The sequence below is a fragment of the Arsenophonus sp. ENCA genome (genome assembly GCF_002287155.1).
GTDB lineage: Bacteria > Pseudomonadota > Gammaproteobacteria > Enterobacterales > Enterobacteriaceae > Arsenophonus > Arsenophonus nilaparvatae.
The window spans coordinates 1-4,450 of record NZ_NHNG01000151.1 but is presented as its reverse complement, the minus strand read 5'-3'; the positions used below and the strand labels follow the sequence as shown (position 1 = coordinate 4,450).

Sequence of the window (4,450 nt, the reverse complement as noted above, 5' to 3'; positions counted from 1 at the left end):
AGGTAACCATCTGGGCAGATACCGGTTTTCAAGGTATAGATAAACAGCATCCTAATACACAAATCCCAAAAAAAGGAACTCGAAAAAGACCTTTATCGCCTGAACAAAAACAAGAAAATAAAATAATCTCGGGCATCCGTATTACAGTTGAACACGCCATCGCGGGTATCAAGCGCCTCGGTTGCATGACCCAAATTTTACGGAATCGTAGACCCTTTATTGATGATACCTTCTTACTCCTTAGCGCAGGTCTTTGGAATTTCCATCTCAGAACAGCGTAAAATTTACTTCAATCACCGAAACACCCTTATTTCACTATTAAGCAACACGCTTATTGTGTGCTTGATATAACAACCACTGAAATTTGTGATTACCTTTTTGACGGCATACTTGCCTGTGATGAAGATCGCTTTGGTGCCATCATGCGTACCCAAACACCCTGTATCATCTCTTGCGGTGCATTAGATATGGTTAACTTTGGTCGTCCAACAACCATCCCTGACAAATATAAAGATCGTCATTTCTATCATCATAATAGCCAAGTTACATTAATGCGCACCACAGCCGAGGAAAATTATCAGATGGGAGTCTGGATTGCGCATAAGCTCAATCAATGTCAAGGCGATGTTACTTTTATCATTCCAACCGGAGGATTTTCCGCCTTAGATATTGAAGATGGCGTTTTTTGGTCACCACAAGCTAATCAAGCCTTCATTGATGAGTTTAAATCAAACTACCAAACCACAGCTAACAGAAAACTGATAATCACTCCTTACCATATCAATTCAGCAGAATTTGGTCATCAAGTGATAGAATTGCACCAAGAACTAATGAATTAATTGGGAGTTAAGAAAATGAAACAAACACGCGCATCATTATTAGTAAAATTCCAAATGATGATCTCACATGGTCAACCGATTATCGGTGGCGGTGCCGGCACAGGTTTATCAGCGAGATGTGAAGAAAAAGGAGGGATTGATCTGATTGTGATTTATAACTCTGGCCGCTATCGCATGGCTGGTAGAGGTTCATTGGCAGGTTTACTTGCTTATGGTAACGCCAACGATATTGTTATGGAAATGGCAAAGGAAGTTTTACCCGTGGTTAAAAATACTCCGGTATTAGCGGGTGTTAATGGTACCGACCCATTTTGCCAATTCGATACCTATCTTGACTCTTTAAAAATAATGGGATTTGCCGGTATACAAAATTTTCCTACTGTTGGTTTGATCGATGGTAATTTCCGAGCTAACCTTGAAGAAACAGGCATGGGATATGCGTTAGAAGTTGATGTGATCCGTCAAGCCCATGAAAAAGATTTATTAACAACGCCTTACGTTTTTAGTGCCATTGATGCGAAAAACATGACAGAAGCTGGCGCTGATATTATCGTCACACATATGGGATTAACAACAGGTGGTGATATTGGTGCCAAAACAACTCACACATTAGAGGATTGCGTAAAACTGATTAACGATTGGGCGGCAGCGGCAAAGTCTGTTCGTAAAGATATTATTGTACTTTGCCATGGCGGTCCTATTGCGACACCTGAAGATGCAAAATATATTTTACAAAATTGCCCTGATTGCCACGGTTTTTATGGTGCAAGTTCTATGGAACGTTTACCGGCCGAAACTGCCATTACTGAAACTACAAAAATATTTAAAACGATAAAACGAAAATAATTTTTTAATACATTTTAGGTTGTAAAATCAACCAAATATTTGATCGCTAACGCCAGGAGCCTGTGGTATTTACCACAGGCTTATTTTTATTAATTATTATTTAATTAATACCCAGCCTATAAAATGAACTCTTGCAACAAATTAATGATTGTTAATAATAAGTTACTATAGATTTATTAATATCATCACTTAACTTGTTAACGTAAAACAATAAATTATAAAATAAAGAAAATTCTTAAGCATTCTATTCAATCTAACTAATAAAATTTAAATAAAAAAGACCGATATATAATAAATAGTTAATCATCTATCATACAAAAATAAAATGTGTAAAATATTTAACTGTTTTTTGTCTATTTTGCCAAAAATCTTCTTGTATATTTAAAAAGGTGCATAATGCATTCATCTGATGTTACCAAACGTTCACTATACTCGCTAAGTTGGCCAATCTTTATTGATATTCTGCTACATTTTGCGACATTACTTATCAATACCTATATGGTTAGTCATGTCTCCACAGCTTATCTAGCTGCAATGGGAGTAGGCAACCAAGTTTTTGATCTTTTTATCGCCATATTTAACTTTATCAGTGTAGGATGCAGCGTTGTTATCGCCCAATATTTAGGGGCAGGTAAAAAAGAAAAGGCTAGTCATGCCATTCATATCTCTATTGCTTTTAATTTCCTATTAGGCTTTATCAGTGCCGCCATTATTCTACTCTTTGGCTATAAGATACTTGGTATCATGAATACACCAGCACATTTGCTGGATTATGGTTACGCTTACTTACATATTCTTGGTTTATGTTTAATACCAGAAGCAATTTCAATCATATTAGCGGCTTGCTTGCGTGTTTATGGCAAATCACAACCGGCAATGTGGGTAACATTTATTGCCAATCTGATCACCATCCTCGGTAATATGATCGTTTTATATGGTTTTTTTGGTTTACCTCAATATGGCTTAACTGGCGTTGCCTGGTCTACAGCGATCGGTCGTATAGTCGCTATAATATTACTTTTCTTCTTATTATTCAGTGGACTAAGGATCAAATTTGTACCCTCTTTGCTGTTACACTGGTCAAAAAATACGTTGAATAAAATATTACATATCGGACTTCCTTCTGCAGGCGAAAATTTAGTCTGGATTTTACACTATATGGTTGCTTCTGCTTTCATCGGTTTAATGGGAGAAACCTCTCTTGCTGCTCAAACCCTCTATTTCCAACTTTCACTATTTATTATGCTATTTGGTATTTCTCTTAGTATTGGTAATGAAATCATGGTGGGTCATTTAGTTGGCGCCAAGCGTTTTGAAGATGCATACCAACGAGGTTTGAAAAGCTTAAAATGGGGATTTTTTATTACCATTGGTATTGTATTTTGCTTCTGGTTATTTCGTATACCTCTATTAGATGCAATTACTGAAGATCACAATATTATAAAATTATTACTTCCGCTGTTCTTACTCTCTGTTTTTCTCGAGCCTGGCAGAACACTAAATATTGTCATGGTGAATGCCTTACGTGCTGCTGGCGATGCCCGCTTTCCCTTTTGCACCGCACTTATTTCTATGTGGGGTATTGCGCTGCCAATCAGCTATTTTTTAGGTTTAAAAATGGAAATGGGATTATTAGGAATATGGCTTGGATTTCTATGTGATGAATGGCTACGAGGTTTAGCCAATGCCTGGCGTTGGCGCTCTAAGCGTTGGCAAACCAAGCGGCTCGATATCTAATATTATTGCTACCTTTGTTGTCTTTAAGTAACGAAGGTAGCCTAAAATAACTGATCAGTTAACGCGTTCGGTTAATAATGCAAATTGTTGCCGAATTTCCTCTTCAGGTAAATGTAAACCAATAAAAACCATTACCCCTTGACGCGCCTCGCCATCTTGCCATTCACGATCCCAATCAGCACTATATAAACGCTGAACTCCTTGAAATATTAATCGGCAGGACTGATGTTTAATCGCCAATATTCCTTTATAACGTAAGAGATTATCAGCATGGCGACATAATAACTTCTCCATCACTTTTGATAGTTCCGATAATTCAACTAATTGATCAAGATAGACAACGATTGATTGAATGGCATTTTGGGTGCTGGACATAAAACGAAAAATAGGCTTTGAGATAGTTAACTTATCGCTAAGCATAAATCCATTTATGTTAAATAATAACTGTATCGCCATATCACCATGGGTGACTTGATAAATAGGTGCTCGGGCATTAATACGCTGTAAACGGGCTATTAATGCGGTATTATTTGCTTGAATATTGGTTTTAGTTAGCAAGATACAATCCGCATAACCAATCTGTACTTGAGCAATAAGGCCCATTCCCAGTCGAAACGCAACAAACCCATAAAACGTTATGCAGCCATTAGATGAGCTAAAAATACTTCATTTGGAGAAAAATAGCCCAACGATTTTCGTCCCCGAGTATTAAGTATGTGCTCAAGTTCTGCAATCTCGTTGTCCGTGACTGAGTTGAAGTCCGTTCCTTTTGGGTAAAAACGGCGGATAAGTCCGTTACTGTGTTCATTTAAACCACGCTCCCATGAGTGATGCATATTACCATGCATGCAGATCACCCAATAACATTGATGGAGATCAGCTAATAACATTTAACCAGATAGCTTAATAACATCGATGGAGATCACTTTTGGCCCATTTTGTTATTCGGTGATCTCCATCAATGTTATTCTAATTATCACAGGTGTGTTGAACTGTATTCTTTGCCATATGAGGGTAGAGAATACCTA

4 protein-coding genes and 2 pseudogenes are annotated in these 4,450 nt (G+C 37.4%); 4 read left to right on the top strand and 2 right to left on the bottom strand.

Annotated elements, in window-relative coordinates; genetic code table 11:
* The 4 genes and pseudogenes from CBG25_RS04180 to CBG25_RS04165 all read left to right on the top strand — a co-directional run.
* Window positions 1-281, top strand: a 281-nt coding sequence (locus tag CBG25_RS04180; protein WP_290603775.1) for a transposase family protein, incomplete at its 5' end; no start/stop codon positions are given.
* A 57-nt stretch (window positions 282-338) separates the two neighbouring features.
* A pseudogene (locus CBG25_RS04175) lies at window positions 339-839 on the top strand (Tm-1-like ATP-binding domain-containing protein); the annotation flags it as partial.
* A 15-nt stretch (window positions 840-854) separates the two neighbouring features.
* Window positions 855-1,685, top strand: coding sequence for a phosphoenolpyruvate hydrolase family protein (locus CBG25_RS04170; RefSeq protein WP_290604815.1), 831 nt, complete (start codon window positions 855-857; stop codon window positions 1,683-1,685).
* A 396-nt stretch (window positions 1,686-2,081) separates the two neighbouring features.
* On the top strand, window positions 2,082-3,422 hold the full coding sequence (locus CBG25_RS04165) for an MATE family efflux transporter (RefSeq protein WP_290604813.1): 1,341 nt from the start codon (window positions 2,082-2,084) through the stop codon (window positions 3,420-3,422).
* A 54-nt stretch (window positions 3,423-3,476) separates the two neighbouring features.
* On the opposite strand, the pseudogene CBG25_RS04160 reads toward CBG25_RS04165, so the two are convergent.
* Both CBG25_RS04160 and CBG25_RS04155 read right to left on the bottom strand, forming a co-directional pair.
* Window positions 3,477-4,016: pseudogene (locus CBG25_RS04160) on the bottom strand (GTP-binding protein); the annotation flags it as partial.
* Window positions 4,017-4,057: 41 nt separating this feature from the next.
* Complete coding sequence (locus CBG25_RS04155; RefSeq protein ID WP_290604812.1) at window positions 4,058-4,270, bottom strand: hypothetical protein; 213 nt, start codon at window positions 4,268-4,270, stop codon at window positions 4,058-4,060.
* Window positions 4,271-4,450 lie beyond the last annotated feature (180 nt).